Annotated in this window: 28 protein-coding genes; 11 read left to right on the plus strand and 17 right to left on the minus strand. The window is 72.3% G+C overall.

The window, feature by feature from the left end; translation table 11 throughout:
* Nucleotide 1 precedes the first annotated feature (1 nt).
* Entirely contained in the window at nucleotides 2-2503 is a 2502-nt protein-coding gene (locus HS99_RS17805) for a helicase C-terminal domain-containing protein (protein ID WP_030289676.1), read from the minus strand.
* Between the two features lie 196 nt (nucleotides 2504-2699).
* Here HS99_RS17805 and HS99_RS17810 point away from each other — a divergent pair, with 196 nt between their 5' ends.
* Nucleotides 2700-3545, plus strand: a complete 846-nt coding sequence (locus HS99_RS17810; protein WP_141763749.1) for a hypothetical protein — start codon at nucleotides 2700-2702, stop codon at nucleotides 3543-3545.
* 12 nt (nucleotides 3546-3557) lie between these two features.
* Here the strand turns inward: HS99_RS17810 and HS99_RS17815 are convergent, their stop codons facing one another.
* Complete coding sequence (locus HS99_RS17815; RefSeq protein ID WP_030552618.1) at nucleotides 3558-4430, minus strand: alpha/beta fold hydrolase; 873 nt, start codon at nucleotides 4428-4430, stop codon at nucleotides 3558-3560.
* Nucleotides 4431-4509: 79 nt separating this feature from the next.
* Here HS99_RS17815 and HS99_RS17820 point away from each other — a divergent pair, with 79 nt between their 5' ends.
* Nucleotides 4510-5103, plus strand: coding sequence for a TetR/AcrR family transcriptional regulator (locus HS99_RS17820; RefSeq protein ID WP_030552620.1), 594 nt, complete (start codon nucleotides 4510-4512; stop codon nucleotides 5101-5103).
* Nucleotides 5104-5306: 203 nt separating this feature from the next.
* Nucleotides 5307-6356, plus strand: coding sequence for a fatty acid desaturase family protein (locus tag HS99_RS17825; RefSeq protein ID WP_046385935.1), 1050 nt, complete (start codon nucleotides 5307-5309; stop codon nucleotides 6354-6356).
* Between the two features lie 165 nt (nucleotides 6357-6521).
* On the opposite strand, the gene HS99_RS17830 is transcribed toward HS99_RS17825, so the two are convergent.
* The 4 genes from HS99_RS17830 to HS99_RS17840 all read right to left on the minus strand — a co-directional run bounded on the left by HS99_RS17830 (nucleotide 6522) and on the right by HS99_RS17840 (nucleotide 9594).
* On the minus strand, nucleotides 6522-7712 hold the full coding sequence (locus HS99_RS17830; protein ID WP_167344924.1) for a methyltransferase domain-containing protein: 1191 nt from the start codon (nucleotides 7710-7712) through the stop codon (nucleotides 6522-6524).
* 3 nt (nucleotides 7713-7715) lie between these two features.
* Nucleotides 7716-7874, minus strand: a complete 159-nt coding sequence (locus HS99_RS45015) for a hypothetical protein (protein WP_167344925.1) — start codon at nucleotides 7872-7874, stop codon at nucleotides 7716-7718.
* A gap of 128 nt (nucleotides 7875-8002) precedes the next feature.
* Nucleotides 8003-8845, minus strand: a complete 843-nt coding sequence (locus tag HS99_RS17835) for a helix-turn-helix domain-containing protein (protein ID WP_030552623.1) — start codon at nucleotides 8843-8845, stop codon at nucleotides 8003-8005.
* Entirely contained in the window at nucleotides 8842-9594 is a 753-nt protein-coding gene (locus HS99_RS17840) for a DUF6879 family protein (protein ID WP_030552625.1), read from the minus strand. Before HS99_RS17840 ends, HS99_RS17835 begins: the two co-directional genes overlap by 4 nt.
* 175 nt (nucleotides 9595-9769) lie before the next feature.
* Here HS99_RS17840 and HS99_RS17845 point away from each other — a divergent pair, with 175 nt between their 5' ends.
* Nucleotides 9770-10321, plus strand: a complete 552-nt coding sequence (locus HS99_RS17845) for a DUF6879 family protein (protein ID WP_030552627.1) — start codon at nucleotides 9770-9772, stop codon at nucleotides 10319-10321.
* A 39-nt stretch (nucleotides 10322-10360) separates the two neighbouring features.
* On the opposite strand, the gene HS99_RS17850 is transcribed toward HS99_RS17845, so the two are convergent.
* Both HS99_RS17850 and HS99_RS17855 read right to left on the minus strand, forming a co-directional pair.
* Nucleotides 10361-10552, minus strand: a complete 192-nt coding sequence (locus HS99_RS17850) for a DUF397 domain-containing protein (protein WP_030289686.1) — start codon at nucleotides 10550-10552, stop codon at nucleotides 10361-10363.
* Nucleotides 10553-10562: 10 nt separating this feature from the next.
* Nucleotides 10563-11411: a helix-turn-helix domain-containing protein gene (locus tag HS99_RS17855; RefSeq protein ID WP_030289687.1), complete on the minus strand. Its 849-nt coding sequence runs from the start codon at nucleotides 11409-11411 to the stop codon at nucleotides 10563-10565.
* Nucleotides 11412-11665: 254 nt separating this feature from the next.
* Here HS99_RS17855 and HS99_RS17860 point away from each other — a divergent pair, with 254 nt between their 5' ends.
* Both HS99_RS17860 and HS99_RS17865 read left to right on the plus strand, forming a co-directional pair.
* Nucleotides 11666-12037 carry an ATP-binding protein gene (locus HS99_RS17860; protein WP_046385934.1) on the plus strand — a complete coding sequence of 124 codons (372 nt, stop codon included), beginning with the start codon at nucleotides 11666-11668 and terminating at the stop codon, nucleotides 12035-12037.
* 11 nt (nucleotides 12038-12048) lie between these two features.
* Nucleotides 12049-12282 carry a hypothetical protein gene (locus HS99_RS17865; protein WP_141763750.1) on the plus strand — a complete coding sequence of 78 codons (234 nt, stop codon included), beginning with the start codon at nucleotides 12049-12051 and terminating at the stop codon, nucleotides 12280-12282.
* Between the two features lie 178 nt (nucleotides 12283-12460).
* Here the strand turns inward: HS99_RS17865 and HS99_RS17870 are convergent, their stop codons facing one another.
* Complete coding sequence (locus tag HS99_RS17870; protein WP_030552631.1) at nucleotides 12461-12829, minus strand: nuclear transport factor 2 family protein; 369 nt, start codon at nucleotides 12827-12829, stop codon at nucleotides 12461-12463.
* 49 nt (nucleotides 12830-12878) lie between these two features.
* Here HS99_RS17870 and HS99_RS48430 point away from each other — a divergent pair, with 49 nt between their 5' ends.
* From HS99_RS48430 to HS99_RS17880, 3 genes are all read left to right on the plus strand, one after another.
* Nucleotides 12879-13136, plus strand: coding sequence for a DUF2382 domain-containing protein (locus tag HS99_RS48430; protein WP_370863269.1), 258 nt, complete (start codon nucleotides 12879-12881; stop codon nucleotides 13134-13136).
* Complete coding sequence (locus HS99_RS48435; protein ID WP_370863270.1) at nucleotides 13133-13267, plus strand: hypothetical protein; 135 nt, start codon at nucleotides 13133-13135, stop codon at nucleotides 13265-13267. Before HS99_RS48430 ends, HS99_RS48435 begins: the two co-directional genes overlap by 4 nt.
* Before the next feature lie 110 nt (nucleotides 13268-13377).
* Complete coding sequence (locus HS99_RS17880) at nucleotides 13378-14259, plus strand: LysR family transcriptional regulator (RefSeq protein WP_030552635.1); 882 nt, start codon at nucleotides 13378-13380, stop codon at nucleotides 14257-14259.
* A gap of 71 nt (nucleotides 14260-14330) precedes the next feature.
* Here HS99_RS17880 and HS99_RS17885 read toward each other — a convergent pair whose 3' ends face one another.
* Nucleotides 14331-15341 carry an aldo/keto reductase gene (locus tag HS99_RS17885; RefSeq protein WP_030552638.1) on the minus strand — a complete coding sequence of 337 codons (1011 nt, stop codon included), beginning with the start codon at nucleotides 15339-15341 and terminating at the stop codon, nucleotides 14331-14333.
* Nucleotides 15342-15536: 195 nt separating this feature from the next.
* On the minus strand, nucleotides 15537-16124 hold the full coding sequence (locus HS99_RS17890; RefSeq protein WP_030289694.1) for a TIGR03086 family metal-binding protein: 588 nt from the start codon (nucleotides 16122-16124) through the stop codon (nucleotides 15537-15539).
* An 86-nt stretch (nucleotides 16125-16210) separates the two neighbouring features.
* Between HS99_RS17890 and HS99_RS17895 the strand changes: the two genes are divergently transcribed.
* The gene (locus tag HS99_RS17895; protein ID WP_030289695.1) at nucleotides 16211-16999 is read left to right on the plus strand and encodes an AraC family transcriptional regulator; all 789 of its coding nucleotides are present in this window, start codon (nucleotides 16211-16213) and stop codon (nucleotides 16997-16999) included.
* Between the two features lies 1 nt (nucleotide 17000).
* Here HS99_RS17895 and HS99_RS17900 read toward each other — a convergent pair whose 3' ends face one another.
* The 5 genes from HS99_RS17900 to HS99_RS17920 all read right to left on the minus strand — a co-directional run bounded on the left by HS99_RS17900 (nucleotide 17001) and on the right by HS99_RS17920 (nucleotide 21778).
* Complete coding sequence (locus HS99_RS17900; RefSeq protein ID WP_030289696.1) at nucleotides 17001-17690, minus strand: VC0807 family protein; 690 nt, start codon at nucleotides 17688-17690, stop codon at nucleotides 17001-17003.
* Nucleotides 17691-17794: 104 nt separating this feature from the next.
* Nucleotides 17795-18778, minus strand: a complete 984-nt coding sequence (locus HS99_RS17905) for an ABC transporter substrate-binding protein (RefSeq protein ID WP_030552640.1) — start codon at nucleotides 18776-18778, stop codon at nucleotides 17795-17797.
* A 74-nt stretch (nucleotides 18779-18852) separates the two neighbouring features.
* Entirely contained in the window at nucleotides 18853-19704 is an 852-nt protein-coding gene (locus HS99_RS17910) for an ABC transporter ATP-binding protein (protein ID WP_030552642.1), read from the minus strand.
* Nucleotides 19704-20750 carry a FecCD family ABC transporter permease gene (locus HS99_RS17915; RefSeq protein WP_030289699.1) on the minus strand — a complete coding sequence of 349 codons (1047 nt, stop codon included), beginning with the start codon at nucleotides 20748-20750 and terminating at the stop codon, nucleotides 19704-19706. Before HS99_RS17915 ends, HS99_RS17910 begins: the two co-directional genes overlap by 1 nt.
* A complete protein-coding gene (locus tag HS99_RS17920; RefSeq protein WP_030289700.1) occupies nucleotides 20747-21778 on the minus strand; it encodes a FecCD family ABC transporter permease in 1032 nt (343 codons plus the stop codon). Before HS99_RS17920 ends, HS99_RS17915 begins: the two co-directional genes overlap by 4 nt.
* 98 nt (nucleotides 21779-21876) lie before the next feature.
* On the opposite strand from HS99_RS17920, the gene HS99_RS17925 reads away from it, so the two are divergent.
* The gene (locus HS99_RS17925) at nucleotides 21877-22503 is read left to right on the plus strand and encodes an HAD family hydrolase (protein WP_030289701.1); all 627 of its coding nucleotides are present in this window, start codon (nucleotides 21877-21879) and stop codon (nucleotides 22501-22503) included.
* On the opposite strand, the gene HS99_RS17930 is transcribed toward HS99_RS17925, so the two are convergent.
* Nucleotides 22500-22748: a hypothetical protein gene (locus HS99_RS17930; RefSeq protein WP_030289702.1), complete on the minus strand. Its 249-nt coding sequence runs from the start codon at nucleotides 22746-22748 to the stop codon at nucleotides 22500-22502. The genes HS99_RS17925 and HS99_RS17930 overlap by 4 nt on opposite strands.
* Nucleotides 22749-22763 lie beyond the last annotated feature (15 nt).

The following is a 22763-nucleotide window of genomic DNA, read 5'->3' on the forward strand; positions in this document are numbered from 1 at the left end:
GTTATTCGTCGAGTTCCGCGACGCCGGTGATGCGGTGGAGGGCGAACGTGCGGAGTTCGTCGGCGTGGTGGTCGAAGGCGGTGACGAAGCCGCCTTCGACCTTGACCGGGTCGATGATGCGCTGGCTGGCGATGCCCTCGGCGTTGAGGTAGCCGATCCACATCCGCTCGCCGAGGAGGACGGCCGTCTGGAGGGCGGCGAGGGTCTCGGCGGCGGCCGTGCGGGGGAGCTGGCGCGGGTCCGGGGTGGGCTCGCGGCGGGAGGCGGTGGCGGCGCGGTCGCCGGCTCGGATGGCTTTGACGGCGGCGGCGAGGAGGGTGTCGTCGGGGACGGGCGGGCCGTCGGGGACGGGCGTGGGGGCGGTGCGGGGCGGGGTGCGGTGGCTGTCCGGCCGGGTGATCAGGACGTCGCCCTCGGCGGATTCGGCGGCCGGGGCGTAGCCCATGGTGCGCAGCGCGGCGAGCAGGACGTCCGGCGCGGCCTGGGAGGCGAGGACGGTGGGGGCGAGCAGCCGCAGCCGCAGGTCGGCGGCGCGGCGGTCGGCGAGCACCTCGTTGAGCAGTGCGGGGTCGTCGCAGCGCAGGTAGGAGGAGGCGGCGCCGACCCGCAGGATGCCGTGCCGGCGGGCGACGTCGTCGATCAGGTAGGAGAGTGGCTGGGGCACGGGCGTGCGGCTGTGCCGGTCCAGGAAGGTCTGCAGGTCGGCGGCGGTGCGCCCGGCGTCCAGGGCGCGGCGGACGGAGGTGGGGGTGAACCGGTAGACGGTGGCGCCGCCCTTGGACTCGATGTCGGCGCACAGGGCGAGCGCCTGGGCGAGCGGGGTGAGCAGCGGGCCGGGGGCGATCGCGGTGAGGTCCGGCTGGAGGATCACGTGGTCCAGCGGCTGCGGCAGCAGCGGGGCGAGCACCTCGGCCGGGTCGGACTCGGCGGTGAGCAGGGCTCGGGCGGGGGCGGCGAGGGCGCCGCGGCCGGTGATGCCGAGGAGTTCGGCCTCGGCGAGGGTCCAGGTGGTGAGGTCGTCGCGCAGTTCGCGGCCGTCCGGGCCGGTGGGGCCGCCGCGCAGCGGGCGCTGCCAGCGCAGGGTGGGCAGCAGTTCCTCGGCGGTGGCCGGGGTGCCGGGCGGGAGTTCGGCGAGCAGGGCGAGGGCGGCGCGGCGCACGGACGGGGCGAGGGTGCGGTCCAGTTCGGGGCCGAGCGCGGCGCGCGGCTTGCCCTTGCCGTCCGGGGTGCCGGTGAGGGCGGGGACGCGGGTGGCGGCGAGCCAGGCGCGGGCCAGGACGGACCAGCGCTCGGCGGTGTCCAGCTGCAGCCAGCTGTCGTACCCCGGGGTCGGCGCCCAGCACTCGTCGGCTTCGCCGTCGGGGGCCAGCAGGCCCGCGGTGTAGGCGAGTTCGAGCCAGAAGGCGGCCTGCTGCTCGGTGGTCTCCAGGGTCTGGGCGGCGCGCTTGAGGTCCCGTACGCCGAGGCCGCCGGCCCGCAGGGTGGGCGGCGGGGTGAGGCCCCAGGCCTCCAGCAGTTCTTCGACGGTCTTGACGGCGGTGTGCGCCTGCCCGGCCGCGGCGCTGTCCACAGCCTGTGGATCGCGCGGGGGAGCGGCGGGTGCGGGCTCGGGCTGGAGCGGTTCGACGGTGCGGTGGGTGCGGCCGCCGCGCAGGTGGAGGGCCAGTTCGCGCGGCAGCACGACGCTGCCCGGGCTGGTCGGCAGCAGCAGCCCGCGGGCGAGCAGCCATTCGACCGGGCTCTGCGCGTCCTCGGCGGTGACCGGGCGGGTGGCGTCCGGGACGGTGCCGGTGGGCGGGCCCCAGACCAGCCGGTCCAGCAGTCGCAGCGCGGGCTCGGGGGCGGTGTCGAGCAGCGCGGCGCAGCGGGCGCGGTCGCTGAGCAGGGCGGTCAGGGCGGCGACGGCGGTGACCGGGTCCGGGGTGGCGGGCTGCCCGGCGGAGGCGAGCAGCTGCTGCAGCCGGGCCGGGGACATGCCGGTGGTGGCCTCGGCGAGGGTGGGGCCGAGGCCGGTGCGGCCGGGGTTGGCGGCGGTCGGGGCGAGCGCCTCGCGGACGGCGAGGACCAGCCGCAGGCCGTTGTCCGGGCCCCAGAGCAGTGCCCGGTCGCGCAGGGTGGCGACGGCGCGGGGCAGGGCGGCGGCGACGGCGGACCGGTCGGCCGGGGTGAGCGGGGTGGCGCCGGGGTGCGGCTTGACCTTGGACGGGCCGGTCAGCAGGGTGCGTACGGTGGCCAGGCCGGTGCCGTCGGGGCAGGTCGCCAGTGCCTCGGCGACCTGGAGGGTGAACCGGTCGAGCCGTTCCAGGGCGCGCAGCGCGGAGGCGCGGGAGGAGAGCCGGGCGGACAGCTGGGTGAGGTCGCCGGGGACGGGGTTCAGCAGGTCGGGGCGGGACCGGAGCAGGGCGGCGATCGCGTCGTCGGGGCGGGCGCGCAGCTCCTCGGCGAGGGTGCGCGGGCCGGCGGACGTCCTGCCTTGGCGTTGGGGGCCCTGCTGTGTGGTCATTCGACCTAGGTTAGTCGGGAGCGCGGACGAGGGGGTGCGCTCGTACGCGGGGCCGCACCCGCGGACGACGGTGGCGGTCACGGTGGCCGCGATGGACTCGCGCGGGCGGGGCACGGTGGGTACCGTCACGGCCGAGGGCGGTTCGGTGGGCGGCCGCGCTCTCCATGGGCGGGCCGGGCGAGGCGGGGTGTCGGTGATGACGGACGGCGAGTGGTGGCGCAAGAGCGGGCCGTGGAGCGAGCGGGCGGGGGCGTCGGGGTCGCCCGGCGAGTCCGCTTCTTCTCCCGCTTCTTCGGCTGAGGCGTCAGCGGGCGGACCGGCCGAGGACAGCGTGTACGGCCCCCCGGCCGCGTCCGGCGCGACGGGCGGCATCCCGAACGTGTCGCTGGACCTGCCGGGCGTCGCCGGTCCCGGGGGCGGCTCGGAGGTGATCCCGCCGCCGACGGTGCAGAGTTCGAGCCCGTGGACGATGACGATGCTCGACTTCTCTGACGCGCCGCAGCCCGCGCCCGGGCCGATTCCGGACCAGCGCGCGGCCGAGGAGGCGGCGCAGCAGCAGGCGGCCGCGCCGGCCGGTGCACAGCCGTCGAGCCCGAAGCGGCAGCGGAAGGCGAAGGCGAAGGCCAGGGCCGGTGCCAAGGCCGCGCCCGCCGCCGGAACGGGTTCGGCCAAGGGCGCGCGCAAGCCGTCCCCGCTGATCCTGCTGTCCTGCGGTCTGCTGGTCGGCGGCGCGGTGTCCGGGTTCTTCCCGGCCATGCTGGCGGGCTGGGGCCTCGGCTACCTGACCCGGCAGCTCTCGGACCTGATGCGCAAGTTCGTGATCCTGGGAATCCCGCTGATCGCGATGAGCGCGACCACCCTGTTCGCGATGAACCACGCCAAGCAGGCCGGCGGCGCGGGCGGGGGCGCCGTCCAACCCGGCTCCCCGCTGGGTCAGTTCAGCTGGTCGATGGCGCCGGGCGTGCTGCGTACGGCCGCCGTGGCGACGGCGGTGGTCCTGCTGCTGCTCGGCCTGCGCCGCCGCCCGCCGCAGCAGGGCTGAGGCTTCCGACGCTCAACGTCCGTGTGTCGCCGACATGCTGAGGATGCCGGCGAGGACGGCGGCCGGGTCGTCGGTGGGCAGCGCGTGCCCGGCGCCGGGGACGACCTCGACCCGGGCGGCCGGGGCGAGCCGGTGCAGCCGCTCGGAGACGGTCCGGGGGTCGTTCAGGGCGCTGCGCTCGCCGAGCAGGAAGAGCGCGGGGGCGCTCAGGCGGCTCAGTTGTTCGTCGCCGAGGGTGTCGGCCAGGGGCAGGCGGCGGCGGAAGCCCATGGATGCGCGCATCAGGGTCATCAGCTCGGTCTCCAGGACGGCGCTGTTGCCGACCGCCCCGGCCAGTCGGGGCCGGAGCGGGCGCGGGGCGAGGGCGGCGAGGCCGCCGAGGACGAGCCAGGTGTAGAAGCGCCGTCCGGCGTCGGCGAGGCCCGCCGGGTCGACCAGGGTGAGGGCGGCGGTCCGTCCGGGGTGGCGGATCTGGTGGTGGAGGGCGATCCAGCCGCCGTAGGAGCAGCCGACCACGTGGGCGGCCGGGACGTCGAGGGCGGCGAGCAGGTCCTCCAGCCAGTCGGCGGCGTCGTGGCCGCCCTCGATGGGGGCGCTCTGCACGCTGGCGCCGGGTTCGCCGAGGGTGTCCACGGCGAGGACGGGGTGGTGCTCGGCCAGGGGCTCGACGTACGCGTGCCACATCAGGGCGTTGCCGCCGGAGCCGGGGAGCAGCACGATCGGCTGCCCGTGCGCGGGGCCGGTGCGGTGGACGCGGGTGGTGCCGAAGCGGGTCGGCACGTCGAGCGGGGTGCGCCGCCCGGGCCAGAGCTGGGTGAAGGCGTGCTCGTACGCGGCGCGGAAGCGGGCTTCGGCCTTGCCGTTCCTGAACTCGCTGATTCGCATGGTACAGATGTATCACATGCATGATACGTGTGTACCAAGAGACTGGGACCTCGGGAGAGGGAGAGGGAGAGGGCGGGCCGTGGCCGAGAAGGTCGACCATGAGGAGCGCCGGCGGCAGATCGCCGAGGCCCTGCTGCGCATCGCGGACACCGAGGGCCTGCAGTCGGCCAGCATGCGGGCGGTCGCGACCGAGGCGGGCGTCTCGCTGCGCCTCGTGCAGTACTACTTCACGACCAAGCAGGGCCTGCTGCTGGACGCCCTGGCCCGGCTCGGTGCCCAGCTCCAGGCCCGGATGGAACGCTGGATCGGCGAGGCGCGCGCCCCCCGGGAGGTGGTGACGGCGGTCCTGTCCTGCATCCTGCCGACCGATGCCGAGAGCCGCCGGATCACGCGCACCTACGCGGCGTACTACGCGCTGGTGCTCAGCGACCCCGAAGTGCTGGAGAAGCAGGCCGCGCAGCCTCCGGTCGTGCTGGAGGGCTTCCTGGTCAAGCAGTTGCGCGCCGCCCAGGAGGCCGGCGGGATCGCGCCGGAGCGGGACGTCGAGATGGCGGCCGCCGGGCTGCTGGCGATGGTCAACGGGCTCGGCTCCAGCGTCCTCGGCGGCCAGCGCACCGGCGAGCAGGCATTGGCGGTCCTCAGCCACCACCTCGACGAACTGTTCCGCCCGTGATGTCTTCCCGTCGGCGCCGGGACCGGGAAGTCGGACCCGCCGACTTCCTGCTCCCGGCCGCTCGTCCCCCTGCTGGCGACGGGGCCGGGGGGCGGCCCCCGTCGCCACCAGGGGGCTAACACCCCTACGGGACGGGTGCTTTCCCCGTTCTTCGGGCCCGCCCGGCGGACCAGACTCGAGGCATGCCCACACAGTCCGTGACGATGACCAAGGCCGCTCCCGAGGTCCTGCGGGCCACCGCCCCGCAGCCGGGGGCCGGCGGCAGCGACTTCGCCCAGCTGAGCCGCCGGATAGCCGCCGAGGGCCTGCTCGACCGGCGCCCCGGCTACTACACCGTCCGCGCGGGCCTGGTGCTCGCCGCGTTCCTCGGCGGCTTCTACGCCCTGTTCGCGCTGGGCGACACCTGGTGGCAGCTCGGCCTGGCGGCCGCGATGTCCGCCGTCTTCGCCCAGGTCGGCCTGCTGTCACACGACCTGGCGCACCGCCAGGTGTTCAGCAGACGGCTGCCGAGCGAGATCGGCGGCCGGATCGCCGCCAACCTGATGATGGGCATGAGCTACGGCTGGTGGATGAACAAGCACACCCGCCACCACGCCAACCCCAACCACGAGGAGCGGGACCCGGACGTCGCCCCGGACCTCGTCGTGTGGTCGCAGCGGCAGGCCCGGCAGGCGAGCGGCCTGGCCCGGTTCATCGGCCGCCGCCAGGCCTACCTGTTCTTCCCGTTGCTCCTGCTGGAGGGCCTGAACCTCAGCTTCAACAGCTTCCGTGCGCTGCGCGGCCCGGCGGTGAAGCGCCCGCTGCTGGAGGGTGCCCTGCTGGTGGTCCACTTCGCGGCCTACTTCGGCCTGGTCCTCGCCGCGCTGCCGCTCGGCAAGGCGGTCGCCTTCCTCGCCGTGCACCAGGCGCTGCTCGGGGTCTACCTGGGCTGCGCCTTCGCCCCGAACCACAAGGGCATGCTGATGGTGACGCCGGAGATGCGGCTCGACTTCCTGCGCCGCCAGGTGCTCACCTCGCGCAACGTGCGCGGCAACGCGGTGCTGGACTCGGTGATGGGCGGCCTCAACTACCAGGTGGAGCACCACCTCTTCCCCAGCATGCCGACCCCCGCACTCGGGCGGGCCGCCCGGATCACCCGGGAGTTCTGCGCCGAGAAGGGCATCCCGTACTACGAGACCGGCCTGCTCCGCTCGTACCGGGAGATCCTCACCCACCTGCACCGGACGGGCGAGCCGATCCGCTCCGGCGGCTGAGGGGCGCTCCCCGCCGACTCGCCTCGGCCCGCTGGGCCGAAGGTGGGCTGTGTGGCCAGGGCCAGAACTGCACGCCGGCCCGGCCGCCCGCCCGGCCTGACCCGCACCGCCGTTCCCCGCACCCCGAGCAGTCCCGCCCCGACGGGCGGGACTGCTCGGGGTCGGTCAGTTCGGGGCAACGGCGCCGGTCCGGACCGGCACCGGGTTGTCGGGGCCGTCCAGCCACACGGTGTGGCCGTCGGGCGTGACGGTGAGGCCGAAGCGGTCGAAGCCGGGGCGGCCCCGGTCGTCCCACCAGTTCCAGGCGGATTCGACTTCGTTCCAGAGGCTGCGGGGGCCGGACTGGACGACCTCGTAGGCGGTGCGGCCGGGCTCCCAGTCGGCGGTGGCCCAGGAGGTGACGGCCGTGTCGTGCAGCCACAGGGTGTACGTGCCGTCGGCGTAGCGCTCGGTGAGGGGGAAGGCCCCGGGCACCTGCACCCCGACGGCGAACATGGCCAACCAGTCGGCCAGGGCCTCGGGGGAGAGGGGAGTCGACGACTTCGCTCCGTCGGCCGGCCACGGCCCGGACAGGTACTCCAGGCTGCCGGGGCGGGCGGTGCGCTGTTGGCGCAGCCGCATGAAGGCGGAGGACCCGACGAACCGGCCGCCGGCCGTGCCGTCGTCGCCGACGACGAGCCGGGCCACGGCCTCCCCGCCGTACTCGGGCCCCCACGGGGCGACGATCACGGCGCCGGGCCGGGACTGCGCCACCCAGGCGTACGGGATCCGGCGCACCGAACAGGTCGCGATCACCCGGTCGAAGGGCGCGCCGTCGGGGTGGCCGTCCGCGCCCTCGCCGACCACGAGCGTCGGCGAGTACCCGGCGCGTGCGAGCCGGTGCCGGGCTTCGGCGGCGGTGTCCTCGTCCACCTCGATGGTGAAGACCTCGTCGGAGCCCACGCGCCGGGAGAGCAGGGCGGCGTTCCAGCCCGTGCCGGTGCCGATCTCCAGCACTCGGTGGCCGTCGCCGACGTCCAGGGCGGCGAGCATCGAGAACACCATGGTGGGCATGGAGTTGGAGGAGGTGGGCATCGTGCCCCGGCCGAAGCCGGTGTGGTCGCCGTCGTCCCACTGGGTGGTGAGGGGGACGTCGGAGTAGACGGCCTTCCACCAGGCGGCCGGGTCGGCGTGCCGGTTCACGGCCTCGCCCTGGCGCACGCCGTCCGCCTGGCCGGGCCAGACGAGGGCCGGGACGAACCAGTGTCGGGGAACGGCGTGGTAGGCGGTCAGCCAGTTGGGGGCGAGGGACCCGTTCGCGATGAGCGCGGAGGCCAGCCGGGCCCGACCGGCCTCCGCTTCGTGCTGCTCGATCACCTGTCAGCGACCCGACGCCGGGCCGCTGCCGTCCGAGGTGTTGCCGCCCTCGTCGCTGCCGCCGCCACCGTGCTTGTTGCCGCTGCTGGAGTCGTCCTGCTGGCTGCCGCCGCTGCCGGAGCCGGATCCGCCGCCGTGCTTGCCGTCGCTGAACGCGGGCATGTGTTTCCCCTTTCGGAGGCGGCGCCGACCGCCGCCCTCGACCAGCACGGTAGGGGGACGGGAAGTGCGGAGGAGCGGCTGATTCTCGAATATTCCGGCAGGAGGCGGGCGCGGTTCGCAGGGATTCTTCAGATGGTCCCGAGCGCTCTTCGGCACCGCGTGATGACCCTGTGGGCGTCCGCACCGTAGACGGCCGCGCCGGCGAGGGTCTCCCACACGCGCAGGTACAGGGCGACGTTTTCGGGTTGGTCGAGCCACAGTTCGGCGTGCCAGTCCTCGACGACGACGAGTCGTTCGTCATGGATCCAGAAGCCGTTGGCGGGCGGAAGCTTGAGGGGCGCCTCGAACGGGACGATACCGAGAGAGACGGTGTCCAAGCCGATCACGCCACTGAGCCGATCGAGCTGCGCGGCCATCACGGCGGGCGGGCAGATCAGCGCGCGCAGTGCGGCTTCCCCCATGATGACGTGGTACTTCCTGCCGGGGCGGTACAGGCTCTCCTGACGCTGGATGCGTGCTCGCACGGCGTCCTCGACATCGCGAGGAGACTGATGGAGATCGACGTAGGCATTGAAAACATGCCGGGCGTAGTCAGCCGTCTGAAGTATGCCGACGACCATCGCGCTTTCCCAGGCGCGCATGATCGTCGAACGGTCGTGCTCGGCGGTCAGCGTGTCCTGCACGGGCCGGTGCCCGGCAGCCAACTGCCGCCGCCAGGAACGGGTTCCCGATTCGAACGATCGAAGCCTGGCAGACAGCTCGGCTGCCGCCTCGGGTTGTCCGACGCCAGTGGCCCAGGCCTTGAGGTCGTCATGGGTGGCAGTCTGTCGGCCGGTTTCCAGTTTGCTGACCTTGGACTGCGCCCAGTCGAGCCGGTCGGCCAGTTGCCGACCAGTGAGACCACCCTCGGCGCGCAGCTCACGGAGCCGCTGGCCGAGGGCGATTCTGGCCTGCTGGAAGTCGGTGCTCACATGTCGGACGGTACCTGAGCCCCGAACTCGCGGTGCGGGACGGCGTAGTGCCAGGCGGCGTCCCGCTCCTGGCAGGCGCGGGCCACCCGCACCGGATCGGTGATCAGCTCGACGTGGATCAGGTCGTCGTCGGAGTCGAAGTGCAACAGGGCGATGAAGCGCGAGTCGAACAGCCAGGCGTCCTCCTCCGGGAGGCCCAGCCGCTCGGCGTCGGCGCGCCAGAGGTAGCGGATGTCCTCACCGACCATCCCATTTCGCTCGGAGTTGTTGAGCAGGTAGCGCTGCCCCGGCGTGGGCGGGTTGTCCATGATCCGCACACGCTCGAACCGCTTGCCCAGGGCGGACTGTTCGCGTCGCGAGCGGCACCAGGGGGTCTCCAGGTCCCATTCCGGAGCTTGCCCGGCGGTGAACTGGCGGTAGGTCTCGCTCTGCTCGTCGGAGCGGTACCGGCGGCGGGTTTCCAGCCGGTAGGCCGTGTGCTGGAAGGTCGTGAAGAGATCCTCGAACTCGTCGAGGCCGATCAGCACGGGTTCGCGCTCCGCATCGCGCGGCGCGAAATCGGCGAGGAGTGCGCGCGGTACGGTCACGAATCCTTCGCCGGGCTTGACCTTGCGGAGCTGGGCGATCTCGTCGGGATCGGTCACGGCATCCCCCTGCACCACCACGTCCCCGGTCTTCATGTCCTCGTAGAGCGTCGGGCAGTTGTTGTCGTCCGAGTTACTTCCGATGTACCGCAGTCGTCGGCTCATGGCCGCTCCCTTCGCTGTCGGTCAGGCGGAGTCAGGATGCCCTCGAACTCCTTCGGAGCGGGCCATGATTCTCGAATATTCGCCCATGAGGCTTTAGTTGTGTGGCCTGGTGGGCGCGGACGTACTTGGATGGGGTTCCGAGGTCGTGCCGGTTCGCGCCGAAGGAGTCACGTCAGTGCCGGAGTTCGTGCCGCAGCAGAAGATCACCGAGTTCGTCAACGATGGCTTCGAGCACACCGCTTGGCGCTTGGAGACCAGGACCGGTTACCTCTCCGACAAGCACATGCCCTCCTACGCCGAGTTCCTGCGGACGGGGGACACAGCAGGTGAGGTCGGGCACCCCTGGTTCGAGACCGTGCGCCGCATGGTCGGCAAGGGAAAGAGGTTCGAGCGGGTGCGGTTGGTCGACAGCCCGCCGAGGGAGGGGCAGCAGTACCTGCTGGCGTGTGCCCGCACCAACATGGCGGCTGGCGAGGACATCAGGTACATGTGGCGTTCGGAAGCCGAAGCAGTCGGTTTGGGTGGGCTGTCGGACTTCTGGCTCTTCGACTCCCGCACAGTCGCGCGATTCCACTTCGACGGGGAGCGCACGGTTGGCATGGAGCTGATCACCGAGCCGGTAGAGGTTCTCCGGGCTTGCCAGGCCCGTGACGCCACGTGGCACTACGCGACCCGCTACTCGGAGTTCAGGGCACGGGTGTCGGAGGAGGCCGCAGGTCGCAGCTGAGTAGGAAGTCGGCGGGGCCGACTTCCCACTCCGGGGTGCTCAGGCGTGGTGGTCGAATTCGCCGGCCTTGATGCCGTGGAGGAGGTCGGCGAGGGCGGCGGGGGTGGTCCGGAGGATGCGATGGCCCTCATCGGACTCGCGGAGTTCGACTGCCCCGCTGGCAGCACGCACCTCCACGCAGTTCTCGGTCGATCCGCTGAATGTGGATTTCTGCCACTCGGTGCCGGTCACAATGCGCCTTTCACAGGTTTCGCGCGATCTTGTGAATCAAGTCGCGGGAGTCGCTTTCATTCAGCGCGAGCGCTTCGGTCTGCTCGAAGATCGCTCGATAGCTGGCTAGTTCGCTGGTCGCATCAAGGTGTTCGGAGTCACGTGAGGACTCTCGCTCGACCGTATCGAGCTCCGGGATGATGCCGAACGCGTAGGTCAGGTTCTCGACAGCGCCAGGGAATGTCTCGATGTCGAACGGGACGACGCGGATGGACATCCAAGGCAGCTCGGAATCTTCAAGCAGGGAGCCGAGCTGCTCTTTGAGGATCGGAGTCCCTCCGAACCGAGTCCAGAGTACTGATTCGTAGATGAAGGCCGTCAGTGGCTTCGGATTGCGGCGCAGATCGGTCTTGCGCTGCATCCTGAACGCAGTTCGCGCCTCGATCGCGTGTCGAGGGAGCGGAGGGAAGACTCTTCCGAATACGGCCGAGGCGTAGTTGATCGTCTGGCAAGGGCCGGGCATATGAGTGAGAACCCACAGCATGAGTTCGCGGGAGGTTTTCTCCAGCTCAGCGTTCTCAAGGAAGCCGTCCGGCACCGTGCCGCGATGGTCTTCCCACCAGCCCTTGGAGCGGTCCTGCACCATGGACTCAAGCGCGCCGATCAGGGGCTCGTTCATGCACTTGCAGGCAGCAGCGAATGAGCGCAGCCGCTCCGGGCTCACGCCGACCTTGGCCGCCTCTATCTGGCTGACCTGAGTCCTGTCGATGCCGAGGTCTCTGCTGAGGGCTCCGGTCGACAGTCCGGCGGCCTCGCGCATCTTCCGAAGCTCGGTCCCGATCCGGCGCTGGCGGAGCGTCGGGTTGAGTCGCGGCGGCATTGGTTCCTTCCTTGCCGATGTGGCCCAAGTCTGCCGCGCCGCCGGGTGCAGGGTCCACTTGAGAGTGAACCTATCCGATTCTGGGATCACATGTGATGTCGGTGCGCTATCGTCGTTCCCACATCGATCAGACGGATCGTCAGTAAAGCCTGCTAGCAAGCACCGCAGAGCAGCTAGGCCCATCTGCCTGGCCTGGCTCACGGCGACGTGTGTCCGCCGGATCCTCCTTCTCAACCACGCCCGGGAGAACTCCCATGCGTCACCTCAACACGCCCTCCCTCACCCTCGCCAAGCAGTCCCTCCAGGACGCCATGACCCGCCTCGGATGGCCGTCCTCCTCCACCCTCGACGCCGAACTCGCCCTCGGCGAACTGATCGTGAACGCCTGGCGCCACGCGAACACCCCCGCGCCGGTCGTCCAGATCCTCGCCGTCACCGCCCGTACCGTCCGGGTGGGCGTCTCCGACGAGAGCCCGGTGCTGCCCGAGTTGCAGTCCCTCGATCTCCTCGCGGAGTCCGGCCGGGGCCTCCAGCTCGTCGCGGCCCTCACCAGTCGCTGGGGTGTCGACCCCCAGAAGCGTGGCAAGACCATCTGGTTCGAATGCGAGCTGGACGGTGCCGCGTGAACCGGTACCCCATGAAGCCCACCGACCCCCGCATCCGGGCCTACACCGACGACCACATCCGCACGCTCCTCGCCGAACTCCACGAGCGCGGCCGCAAGTTCGGTCTCCTCTTCCCCTCCGCGGACATCGACCACACCCTCGACGGCCGCGTCCTCGTCCGCTTCAACACCGCCCCGGCCTCGACCCTCCTCAACCTCCTCACCCTCCTCCTCGACGCCGACCGCGAGCGCCCGTGCGATTCCTGATCGGGGCGGCCTTCGCCTTCCTCCTCGCCCTCGCGTTCGCCACGGTCGCGCTGGGCGTCGTCACCGCCCTCAGGGCCACCCCGCCCGACGAGGACGCCTGAGCGCGAACAGCCGAAGAGGGCCGTCACCGCCCCCGGCGATCACGGCCCCCCGCTCCCCGCTGTTCTGCCCGCCCCGCTCAGCTCTTCTTCTCGAATCCCGCCAGCAGGCCGCGCGGGTCGAAGGTCACCCGAATCCGGGCGATCTTCCCGTTCTCCACGTGCATCCAGTTCGCCGTCGGTGCCGGCGGCGCAACCGTGCTGCACAGCTCGAACCAGGTGATCACCTCGTCCCCCTCCGCGACCCGCACCTTCACGTCGATCTTCTCGAGCACCTGGCCGAGCCCCTTCAGCCCGCCGAGCGCCTCCTCGATCCCGGACGCCGTGCCCAGGGCCCCGACGAAGTCGACGTCCTCGGCCAGCAGGCCCCGGAGGGTGTCGAAGTCGCCCGCCTCCCAGGCGGAGAAGTAGGTCTCGGCAAGCTCACGCGCAGTCTTCGTCGTCGTCATGCCTCAATCCTCCGCCTCGACCAATCCATCCGTCCAACACATAGATCTGATGCTTGATATCACCACCACTGATGGAAGTGGCGCAGTGTGGCGGCTATCGCCGAACCGCGTCACGGAGGAGGAACAGCAGACCGTGCCCATGCGGCACGAGGAGGCGCGCATCGAGCGCGAGCCGATCACCGAGGCCAACCGGGGTGCCGCGATGTCCGGCGAAACGATCTCGGAGGCCGAACACGAGGTCACACTGCACGCCGAACGGCCGGTCGTGCACACCGAGCCGTCTCGGTGGAACGGGTGCGGCTGGTGACCGAGGAGCACGTCGAGCAGGAGACCGTCTCGGGCCGGGGGCGCAAGGAGCGCATCGAGGCCAACCTGCCCTCCGAGACGGAACAGCAGATGAGGGGCAAGGGCGTCCGGGGCGAGGACCGTCGTCGGTGACCGTGCCCTGCCGGGCCGTCGCCGCCGCGGGCGGTGACGACCCGGCCTCTCGGAGCCGTCCGCCGCATCCGCCGGGCTGATCCGCCGGCCGTCGCATATCGTCACGGGTCATGGAGATGCACCAGTTGCGCTACTTCGCCGCCGTGGTCGACGAGGGTTCCTTCACCGCCGCCGCGGCCCGGCTGCACGTCAGCCAGTCCGGCATCAGCACCCAGGTGGCCAAGTTGGAGCGGGAGTTGGGCCAGATGCTGCTGGAGCGCTCCGGCCGCCGCGTCCGGCTGACCCCGGCCGGCGAGGCCGTCCTCCCGCTGGCGAAGAGCGCCCTGGCCACGCTGGACGCCATCGAGCACACCGCCGCCGAGTTCGCCGACGCGGTGCGCGGGCGTGTCCGGCTCGGCATGATCATGGGCTGCTCGATCCCGCCGTTCCTGGACACCGTGGCGGACCTCGGCCGTACCCACCCCGGCATCGACCTGAGCCTGCACGAGGGGCATTCCGACCTCCTCCAGGCGCAGGTGCTCTCCGGTTCCCTCGACCTGGCCCTGATCGGCTTCGCGGGCGAGGCCGACCCGGGCCTGGACGTCGACCTCGTCGTGGACGAGCGGATCGTCGCGGCCGTCCCGGTCGGGCACCCGCTCGACCGCGCGGAGCTGAAGCTCGCCGACCTCCGTTCCGAGAAGGTCCTCTGCCTCTCCCCGGGCACCGGCCTCAGGGCCGCCTACGAGGACTCCTGCCGCCGGCTCGGCCTCGAACCGCGCGTGGACATCGACGCCAGCTCCCCGCTCGCCCTGCTCCGCCTCGCCGAGCGCGGCGCCGGCGTCGCCGTGCTCAGCGAATCCTCCGTGGACGGCGCCGGCCTGCGAGCCGTTCCGATCGCCGATGCGGCGACCTACGCCAAACTCGGCCTGGTCGCCCGGCGCGACCAGCACTCCCCGGCGGTACGGCTGCTGCGTGCCAAGCTCCTTGCGGCGATGGGTGGTTCTGCCAATTGACCGAGCTCAGGAACAGTCGGTGGACGTCAGCGAAGGCCGAGGACCCGCCGAAGGCCCCGCGGTAGCCCGGACTACCGGGAGCCCGCGACAGGGCGCGACTTGTAGAAGGACTCCTCCAGGTAGGCGGCCTCGTGCGGCTGGTAGGGCTCCTCCAGGTAGGCGGCCTCGTCTTCGTCGAGTTCGACGTCCACCGCGCCGAGCGCGTCGGCCAACTGGGCCGGCTTGGTGACCCCGACGATGGGCGAGGTCACCGTCGGGTTGCGCATGACCCAGGCCAGGGCGACCTGGGCCGGGGACAGACCCCGCTTGCCCGCGATCTCGTGGACGCGATCGGCCACTGCCTGGTCCTCGTCGCGGTAGAGGATCCTGCCGCCCTCGTCGGTCTCGGCACGGGCCGTGGCGGTGTCCCGGGCCCGCGTCAGCCTGCCCCGCGCCAGCGGGCTCCACGGGATCACGCCGATGCCCTGGTCGGCGCAGAGCGGGAGCATCTCCCGCTCCGCTTCCCGGTGGATGAGGTTGTAGTGGTCCTGCATCGACACGAACCGGGTCCAGCCGTTCAGGTCAGCCAGGTACAGGGCCTTGGTGAACTGCCAGGCGTGCATGGAAGAGGCCCCGATGTAGCGGACCTTCCCGGACCTGACCGCGTCGTGCAGTGCTTCGAGGGTTTCCTCGATCGGGGTGTCGTAGTCCCAGCGGTGGATCTGGTAGAGGTCGATGTAGTCGGTCCCCAGTCGCTTCAGGGAGGCGTCGAGCTCGGCGAAGATCGCCTTGCGGGACAGCCCGGCGCCGTTCGGGCCGGGGCGCATCCGCATCCAGACCTTGGTGGAGAGAACGACCTCCTCGCGCCGGGTGAAGTCCTTGACCGCCTGGCCGACGATCTCCTCGCTGCTTCCGGCGCTGTACCCGTTGGCCGTGTCGAGGAAGTTGACGCCGCCCTCGAGGGCCTGCTTGATGATCTCCCGGCTGGCGTCCGCGCCCAGCGACCAGGGCTCGCCGCCCCGGTCCGGCTCGCCGAAGCTCATGCAGCCGAGGGTGATGGCGGAGACTTCCAGCCCGGTCGTTCCGAGTTTGACGTATCGCATGCTTCCGAACCTAGGAGTTGAAGTGCGTTCTAACGCAAACTCGGAGGCGTGAGGCAGGTGCGCCCCGTCGGGTTTTGACCGTTTCGGCCAGACGTGCCAGAGAACCCGGTAGCAGCGAATGACGACACGTCAACTCTCGGTCGAGCGCGTGGGGCACTACTCGGGCCCGCGACGGCGCCCCGACCGCGGCACCTCTCAGGCCTTCCACCGCGGGTCGCGCCCGGAGGCGGCCAGCGCCCGCTCCCACGCCGAGGCGTCGTCCGGCACGGAAACCGTCTCCGCGAACCCCGCGTACTGCCGGTACAGTTCGGCGTTCTCCTCGACGATCTCCCTGACCAGCAGGGCGAGTTCGTCGTCGACCTCGATCTCCGCGCCGACCGCCCGGGCCACGTCCCAGCCGTGCAGCACCAGTTCGATGATCAGCATCCGGGCGATCCCCACCGCCGGGACGGGCGACCCGCCGAGGTCGACGTCCCCCTCCCAGGCGGCCGGCTCGCCCCAGGCCGCCACCGCGCGCTCCAGCTGGGCCGCGTACGCGGAGCGCCAGTCGGCGTCCGCCGTGAAGTCCCTCGCGACCAGTTCCCCGGGCAGCTCGGTGCGCCGGGCCCGGTGCTCCAGGCCGTGCGAGGTGTAGAGCACCCAGTGGTTGATCAGCGCCCGGGTGTCGAACTCCCCGCAGGGCGTCGGAGCGTCCAGCGGCTGCCCGGCCGGGACTGCGGCGGCGACACCGGAGGCAGCGGCGGCGGCACGGGCGAGGAACGGGTGCATCGGGTGAACGTTCATGCCCGGATCCTGCCCGGGGCCCTGCCACGAGGTCTTGAACAAACGCGACAGGAGCCGTCCGGGCCGGCGCGATTAGCCTGGCCGCCATGGACTCTCCCGAACCCGACCGCTGCCGTGGCGTGCTCCACCCGGCCCACGCCGCCGAACTGATCAGCGTCGAACGGCTCGTCCCCGCAGCCGAGGTCGCGCGGTTCGTGGAGTTCTACTGGCTCGTCCGCTGGGACCTGACCGGCCACCCGCCGTACGAGCAGAAGGTGTTGGCCCACCCGAACGTCCACCTCGTCTTCGAGGCCCCTCGGGCGCGCGTCTACGGGGTGGACCGTGCGCTGTTCGTCCGCCGGCTGGAGGGCACCGGGCACGTGCTCGGGGTGAAGTTCCGCCCCGGCGCCTTCCGGCCCTTCGCCGGGCACCCGGTGGGCGACCTCGCCGACCGGTCCGTCCCCGCCGCCGACTACTTCGGGCCCGAGGTGGACCGGATCAACGCCCGGATCCTCGACGAGCCGACGGCCGAACGGGTCGACGAATTCCTCCGCCCCCGTCTGCCCGCGCCCGACCCGGTGGCCGAGGAGGTCGCCGCCATGGTGGAGCGGATCACCGGCTCCCCGGACCTGTGCCGGGTGGACGAGCTGGCCCGCGAGCTGGGCGTGTCCGTCCGCAGCCTCCAGCGGCTGTTCGCCGAGTACGTCGGCGCCTCGCCCAAGTGGGTGCTGCGGCGCGCCCGGCTGCACGAGGCCGCCGAACGCGCCGCGAACGAGGGAAAGCTGGACCTGGCCGCGCTCGCCGTGGAACTCGGCTACGCCGACCAGGCCCACCTCACCCGGGACTTCACCGCAGCGGTCGGCGTATCCCCGGCCCGCTACGCGGGTTCGACGTGAATCAAGCCGCCGCCGCAGCCGCCGCTTCGGCGGCGGCCCGGCCCCGGGCACTGGCCCGCTTGGCGTAGGTCATCGTCCAGTACACCAGCCCGCCGATCACCACGTACGGGAGGATGTTGTTGATCGTCACCACCGTGCCGTGCGAAAGCGTGTAGACGAACACGATCCGCAGCGCGGCCTCCAGCACGAACGCGACGCCCCACACGAGGGTCAGGTTGCGCTGGACCTTGCGGAAGCCCTCGTACTGCCACATCGAGTTCCACCAGGAGATCATCTCCGGGGTGCCGTCGGTGGCGAACTTGCGGCCGAAGTAGAACATGATGGGCTTCGGCGCGGCCAGCGAGGCCAGGTAGAGCACGCCGAGCAGGCCGGAGACGAAGGAGTCCTTGGCCAGCAGCATCTTCGGGTCGGTCGGGCCGACCAGCGCGACGACCAGACTCAGCGCCACGAAGACCAGCGAGACGACGGCGAACTCGTCGATCCGGCGGTGCCAGGCCAGATAGATCACGGTGTCGACCAGCGGCCCGAGGCCGGAGGCCAGGATGGCGGTGGACTCGCTGTAGCCGTGGTCGTGCAGCTGGTTGTAGATCATGATCGGCGCGACCACGTTGAACGCGATGCTGATCAGCCAGCCGAGCGCGGCGGCCTTCCCCTTGCGGGCGGGAGCGGTCGGAGCTACCGCAGTTGACATGGTGTTGTCCCCCGGGACGATTGTTGTGATTGGCGGCTCATTGTGGCGGAATCGACGCTCCACTGCACAACTCCCGGCGAGTCGACAAGTCGTCAGTAGGCCGACTACGCCCCGAGGAAGCGCTGCAGCTCGTCCAGCATGAAGTTGGCGGCGGTGTACCCGATCCCCTGGAACCACAGCTGGTCGTCCACCGGGAACGCCCGGTGCGCCTTGACCGCGCCGAGCGCCTGCCACCCCGGGCTCGCCAGCGCCGCGTCGGTGCCCGCCTTCGCCGGGTCGCCGTACGTCGCGTACAGCAGAAGGTCGCCGTCGGCCTTGGCGATCTGGTCCAGCGGGACCTCGAAGTCCGACTGGTCGACGTTCTGCGCGTCCGGCCGCCCTACCTCGGCGTCGGTGAGCACGATCCCCGGGAAGCTCTGCCGCCCGAAGAGCCGGATCCCGCCGCCCTCGACGAACCGCACCAGGCTCACCCGGTGCCCCGACAGCTTCGCCGCCGACAGCGCCTGCACCACCTGACCGGCGTGCTTCTGGTACGCGGCGACGAAGGCCCCCGCGGCGGCCACCCGGCCCAACGCCTGGGCGTGCAGCTGGAAGTTCGCCTTCCACGGCGCCCCGGTGGTCTGGGTGAGCACGGTCGGCGCGATCCCGCGCAGCTGCTCGTACCGGTCCCCGTCGCGGCCCTGGTTGGAGAGGATGAGGTCCGGCCGCAGCGCCCGTACGGCGTCGAGGTCGGGTGCGCCGGCCGGGCCGACCAGCCGGATGCCCGCGGTGCGGGAGGCCGGCCAGTAGTTGGGGAAGCGGGTGTCGGCGGCCGGGAGCGCGGCGCCGACCGGAGTGACGCCCAGGGTCAGCGCGGAGTCGAGCACGTCGGTGTCCAGGACGACCACCCGCTGCGGCTCGCCGGGCACCAGCACCGGCCCGTTCGCGGCGTTCACCGTCACGGGCGGCAGCGGCGTGGGGGAGGGGGACCCGCTCGCCTCGAAGCCGTCGGGGGTGGGCGGCTGCGAACCCCCGGAGGAGGACGTGCACGCCGTGAGCGCGGCCCCGCCGAGGCCGGCGAGGAACGTACGGCGGGCGATCCGGGGCATCGGCGGGTCCTCGGGTGACGCGGCAACAGGACAGGGGCGCGTCGATTATGTCCGAAATCAGACCTAAAGTGCCGCTACGCCTCCGCGGCGTTCACGGCGTCCACGGCGTCCACGGCGTCCGCTGCATCCGCTCGCGCCGCCCACGGCGCGCCCGGAACGACCAGCGGGGTGCCCGTCACCGGATCCGGGACCACCACGGAGTCCAGCCCGAACACCTCCCGCACCAGCTCTGCCGTCACCACCTCCCCGGGCGCGCCCTCGGCGACCACCCGGCCGTCCCGCATCGCCACCAGGTGGTCGGCGTACCGGGCGGCCTGGTTGAGGTCGTGCAGCACGGCCACGACCGTCCGGCCGCGCTCCACGTTCAGCCGCCGGACCAGGTCCAGCACCTCCACCTGGTGGGCGATGTCCAGGTAGGTGGTCGGCTCGTCCAGCAGCAGGATGTCGGTGCCCTGGGCGAGCGTCATCGCGATCCAGGCGCGCTGGCGCTGGCCGCCGGACAGCTCGTCCATGCTGCGCTCGGCCAGCTCCGCCGTGGAGGTGCGCTCCAGCGCCTCGGCGACGGCCGCCTCGTCCTCCGGCGACCACTGCTGCCACCAGCTCTGGTGCGGCTGGCGCCCGCGCGACACCAGGTCCGCCACCGAGATGCCCTCCGGCGCGGTCGGCGACTGCGGCAGCAGGCCCAGCCGCTGGGCGATCCGCTTGGTCGGGATCCGCGCCAGCTCCTGGCCGTCGAGCAGCACCGCGCCCCGTACGGGCTTCAGCAACCGCCCGAGGGCCCGCAGCAGCGTCGACTTGCCGCAGGCGTTCGGGCCGACGATCACCGTCACCCGCCCGTCCGGGATGCTGACGTCCAGCCCCTCGGCGACCGTGCGCGCCTCGTAGGCCAGGGTGAGGCCCCGGGCCTCCAGGCGGTGTGCGGTCATCAGGAGCCTCCACGGCGGGATCGGATCAACAGCCACATCAGGTACGGCGCGCCGACCATGCCGGTCACCACGCCCACCGGCAGCTCGGTCGGGGCGAGCAGGCGCCGGGCGATCAGGTCGGCCACGACCACGACCAGCGCGCCGGTCAGCGCCGAGCAGAACAGCGGGACCTGCGCCGACCGGGCCAGCCGCAGGGCGATCTGCGGGGCCATCAGCGCCACGAAGTCCACCGGACCGGCGGCGCCCGCCGCGCAGGAGGCCAGCACGACGCCCAGCAGCGCCATGCCGAGGCGGATCCGGTCCAGCCGCAGCCCGAGGCCGACGGCGGTCGCGTCGTCGAAGGAGATCGACCGCTGGGCGCGTGCCGCCCACAGCGCCACCGGTAGGGCCGCCAGCAGCACCCAGGCCAGCCGGCCCGCCTGGTCGTAGCCGGAGCCGTTCAGGCTGCCGGTCATCCAGACCTTCGCGGCCTGCGCCTGGAAGCCGTCTCCCTTGGTGAGGAACACCGAGGTCAGCGAGGACAGCGCCACGCTGATCCCGATCCCGATCAGCACGAAGCGCTGCGCGTGCAGCCCGCGCCGCCAGGCCAGCGCGTACACCAGCAGCCCGGCCACCAGCCCGCCGCCGACCGCCGCGTACGGCGCCTGCCCGGTCGAGCCGACCACGCCGTACGCCATCAGCCCGACCACCGTCGCGGTCGCGCCCCAGGTCACGCCCACCACGTCGGGGCTGGCCAGCGGGTTGCGGGCGACGGTCTGGACCAGCGCCCCGGCCAGCCCGAGCGCCGCGCCGACCAGCAGCCCGACCACCACCCGCGGCAGCCGGAACTCCCCGACCACCAGTTCGTCCGGACTCGGCTGCCCGAGCACCACCTTGACCACCTCGCCCGGCGAGACGGTCGACTCGCCCAGGCACAGCGAGGCGACCACGGTCACGGTGAGCGCGAGCAGCAGCCCGACGGCGGCGAGCGCCGAGCGCCGGTGGAGCAGGAAGGAGGCGCGCCCCGCCCGGACGACGGAGTACCCGCGCAGGGCGACGGTGGTCATGCCGCCACCACCTTGCGGCGCCGGACCAGGGTGACCAGCACCGGCACGCCCACCAGGGCCGTCATCACGCCGGCCGGGACCTCCGAGGGCGGGAACAGCACCCGACCGAGGGTGTCGGCGAGCAGCAGCAGGGCCGGGCCGAGGACGGCGGAGAAGGCGAGGACCCAGCGGTGGTCGGCGCCGGCCACGGCCCGGGCGGCGTGCGGGACGGCGAGGCCGATGAAGGCGATCGGGCCGGCCGCCGCGACCGCCGATCCGGTCAGCACGGTGGCGCCGAGCGCGCCGACCGCCCGGACCGCGCCGGTCCTCGCCCCCAGGCCCCTGGCGGTGTCCTCGCCCAGCGCCAGCGCGTCCAGCCCGCGGGCCACCGCCACCACCAGCAGGGTGCCGACGGCCAGGAAGGGCAGCAGCTGCCAGGCCACGTCCGCCGTCCGGCCGGAGAGCGAGCCGACGTGCCAGAACCGGAACTGGTCCATGGTGGCCGCGTCGGTGGTGAGCACCAGGGTGTTGAGCGAGGCGATGAAGGCGGACATCGCCGAGCCGGCCAGCGCCAGTTTGATCGGCGTGGCCCCGCCCCGGCCGCGCCCGGCCAGGCCGTACACCAGCACGGTGGCGACCACGGCGCCCGCGAAGCCGAACCAGACGTACCCGGTGAGGGTGGAGACCCCGAAGCCGGAGACGGCGACCACCACGCCCGCCGCCGCGCCCTGCGAGACGCCGAGGATGCCCGGGTCGGCGATCGGATTGCGGGTCAGGCCCTGCATCACGGCTCCTGCCAGACCGAGCGCCGCACCGACGGCCAGCCCGACGACCGTGCGCGGCACCCGCAGCTCGCGGATCACCACCGCGTCGGCGGAGTCCCCGCCGTGCAGCAGCGCGCCGACGGTCCCGGAGAGCGGCACGTTGCGGCTGCCCACCGCCAGGCTCAGCAGCACCGCGACGGCCAGGACGGCCAGCGCGGCGGCGAGCCACAGGATTCGGTGACGGGGTGTCCGCCGCTTGCCCGGTGGTGCGGTGGTGTCGGTCATGAGGCCTCTCCGCGGAAACTCAGGTAAACCTAAGTTCCCCCTCCGAGGCGGGGCAAATCGCCTCGTCGTGGCCGGTGACCCTTCGGTAGCCTGACGGCATGCCTGCGACCTCGCCCGCCCCGCTCACCGTCGGCTTCGACCTCGACATGACGCTGCTGGACACCCGGCCGGGCATCCACGCCACCTACCGGGCGCTCTCCGCCGAGACCGGCACCCACATCGACGCGGACCTGGTGGTCACCCGGCTCGGCCCGCCGCTGCTGGACGAGATCCGCAACTGGTTCCCGGAGGCCGAGGTGGAGCGGGCCGTGAACCGCTACCGCGAGCTCTACCGGGACCACGCCTTCGCCCCGACCGTGCCGCTGCCCGGCGCCCGCGCCGCCGTCGAGGCGGTCCGCGCCCACGGCGGCCGGGTCGCGGTGATCACCGGCAAGTACGAGCCCAACGCCCGCCTCCACCTGGAGCACGCCGGGCTGGAGGCCGACACCGTGATCGGCGACCTGTGGGCGGAGACCAAGGGCGAGGCGCTGCGGGCGAACGGCGCGAGCATCTACGTCGGCGATCACCTCGGCGACATCGTGGGCGCCCGGCACGCGGAGGCCGTCGCGGTCGCCGTGGCCACCGGCCCGTACGGCGCGGACGAACTGCGCGCGGCCGGGGCGGACGTGGTGCTGGCCGACCTCACCCGTTTCCCCGAGTGGCTCGACCGGCACCTCGCCGGTTAGGCCCGGGCGGGCTGCTGGGGCTCCAGCCGGCGGCGCTGCGCCCGGGCGTTCAGGAACAACCCGGTCAGCGCGGCCAGGAAACCGGCCGGCATCAGCATGCTCAGCCAGTACATGGCCGTCGGCAGCGGTGTCAGGTGCAGGAACAGCGGGACGAAGGTGACCAGGGTGGCGAGCGCGCCCAGGGCGAAGACGACCGCTCCGGCCTTGACGTACACGTCGCCGGGATCGGCGCTCTGGCTGCTCACGTCCGCTCACTCCCT

Source organism: Kitasatospora aureofaciens (assembly GCF_001188955.3).
In the GTDB taxonomy this organism is placed as follows: domain Bacteria; phylum Actinomycetota; class Actinomycetes; order Streptomycetales; family Streptomycetaceae; genus Kitasatospora; species Kitasatospora aureofaciens.